Source organism: Streptomyces antioxidans, from assembly GCF_000968685.2.
GTDB lineage: Bacteria > Actinomycetota > Actinomycetes > Streptomycetales > Streptomycetaceae > Streptomyces > Streptomyces antioxidans.
In genome coordinates this window covers 1-2,336 of the sequence record NZ_LAKD02000190.1, presented here as the reverse complement: position 1 = coordinate 2,336, position 2,336 = coordinate 1, and the positions used below count along the sequence as shown (strand labels likewise).

At 70.9% G+C, this 2,336-nt stretch carries 1 protein-coding gene; it reads left to right on the top strand.

Annotated elements, in window-relative coordinates:
- Window positions 1-2,336 (top strand): type I polyketide synthase (locus VT50_RS37520; protein WP_143645363.1); only part of this gene is annotated, 2,336 nt, incomplete at both ends.

The following is a 2,336-nucleotide window of genomic DNA, read 5'->3' as shown; positions in this document are numbered from 1 at the left end:
TCGGTGTCTTCGCGGGCACCAACGGCCAGGACTACGCCCAGCTCGTCTCCACCCCGCCCGAGGGTCTGGAGGGTCATCTGGGCACGGGCAACGCGGCGAGCGTGGTGTCCGGGCGGGTGGCGTACACCTTCGGTCTGGAGGGCCCGGCGGTCACGGTCGACACGGCCTGCTCGTCGTCGCTGGTGGCCCTGCACATGGCCGTTCAGGCGCTGCGCGCGGGCGAGTGCACGATGGCGCTCGCGGGCGGCGTCACCGTGATGTCCACGCCGGAGGCGTTCGTCGACTTCAGCCGTCAGCGCGGGCTCGCGGAAGACGGCCGGATCAAGGCGTTCGCGGCCGGTGCGGATGGCACGGGCTGGGGCGAGGGCGTCGGCATGCTGCTCGTGGAGTGGCTGTCGGACGCCCGCCGCAATGGCCATCCGGTGCTTGCGGTGGTCCGGGGCTCGGCGATCAACCAGGACGGCGCGAGCAACGGTCTGACGGCGCCGAACGGTCCCTCGCAGCAGCGGGTGATCCGGCAGGCGCTGGCCGGTGCGGGGCTGTCGGCCGGGGATGTGGACGCGGTCGAGGCGCACGGCACGGGTACGACGCTGGGTGATCCGATCGAGGCGCAGGCGCTGCTGGCCACGTATGGCCAGGAGCGGGCGGAGGGGCAGCCGCTGCTGCTCGGCTCCATCAAGTCCAACATCGGTCATACGCAGGCGGCTGCCGGTGTGGCGGGCATCATCAAGATGGTGCTGGCGATGCGGCACGGTGTGTTGCCGCAGACGTTGCATGTGGACGCGCCGTCGCCGCATGTGGACTGGTCGTCGGGTGCGGTGGCGCTGTTGAGCGAGCAGGTGGAGTGGCCGGAGACCGGCCGTCCGCGCCGCGCGGGCGTGTCGTCCTTCGGGCTCAGCGGCACCAATGCGCACACCATCATCGAGCAGGCACCGGCCCTTCCGGCGCTTCCTGCCGTCCCGGTCGCCCCGGGCGAGCAGCCCGCTACGCCGCGTGAGCTGACCGTACTGCCGTGGCTGCTGTCGGCGAAGGACGGGCGGGCACTGCGCGCCCAGGCCGCCCAGCTGGCCACCCATCTCCGCACCCACCCCGAACTGCACGCGACCGACCTCGCCTACTCGCTCGCCACCAGCCGCGCCGCGCTGGAGCGGCGCGCCGCCCTCGTCACCACGGACCGCGACACGTTCCTGGCGGGCCTGGACGCGCTGTCCCGGGACGAGTCCGTCCCGGATGTGGTTGAGGGGACGGTCGCGGAAGGCAAGGTGGCGTTCCTGTTCACGGGGCAGGGGAGTCAGCGGCTGGGGATGGGGCGTGAGTTGTATGACGCCTATCCGGTGTTCGCGGATGCGCTGGATGAGGTGTGTGCGCATCTGGATCTGTACCTTGAGCGGCCGTTGCGGGATGTGTTGTTCGGGGATGACGCGGCGGTGCTGGATCGGACGGGGTTCACTCAGCCCGCGCTGTTCGCGGTCGAGGTGGCGCTGTTCCGGCTGGTCTCGGATGCGTGGGGGCTGAAGGCGGACTTCCTGTCCGGGCATTCGATCGGTGAGCTGGCCGCCGCGCATGTGGCGGGTGTGCTGTCGCTCTCCGATGCCGCCAAGCTGGTGGCGGCGCGTGGCCGGTTGATGCAGGAGCTTCCGGCCGGTGGCGCGATGGTCGCCATCCAGGCGTCGGAGGACGAGGTGGCGCCGCTGCTGAATGAGCGGGTCAGCATTGCCGCGCTGAATGGGCCGTCGTCGGTGGTCATCGCGGGTGATGAGGACGCGGCGCTGGAGATCGCTTCCGGTTTTGAGGCGCAGGGTCGGAAGATCAAGCGGCTGACCGTGAGCCATGCGTTCCACTCGCCGCGTATGGACGGCATGTTGGACGCCTTCCGTGGGGTCGCGGAAGGGCTGTCGTACGAGGCCCCGCGCATCCCCATCGTGTCCAACCTGACCGGCGAGCTGGTCTCCGCCGAGGAGATCACCAGCCCGGACTTCTGGGTGCGCCACGTCCGCGAGGCGGTCCGTTTCCTCGACGGTGTGCGGACATTGGAAGCGGAGGGTGTGACGAGCTTCGTCGAGCTCGGCCCCGATGGCGTTCTCTCCGCGATGGCGCAGGAGTGCGTGACCGGTGAGGACGCCGCGTTCGCCGCCACGCTGCGGAAGGGACGTGCCGAGGCTGAGTCGATGACCGCCGCCCTCGCCCTGCTGCACGTCCGGGGCCAGTCCCCGGACTGGGGAGGCTACTTCGAGGGCACCGGGGCCCGGCGGGTCGAACTGCCGACGTATGCCTTCCAGCGCACCCGGTACTGGTGGGAGGAGGCCCCGGCGGTGTTGGGGGTGGCGCCGGGTGGT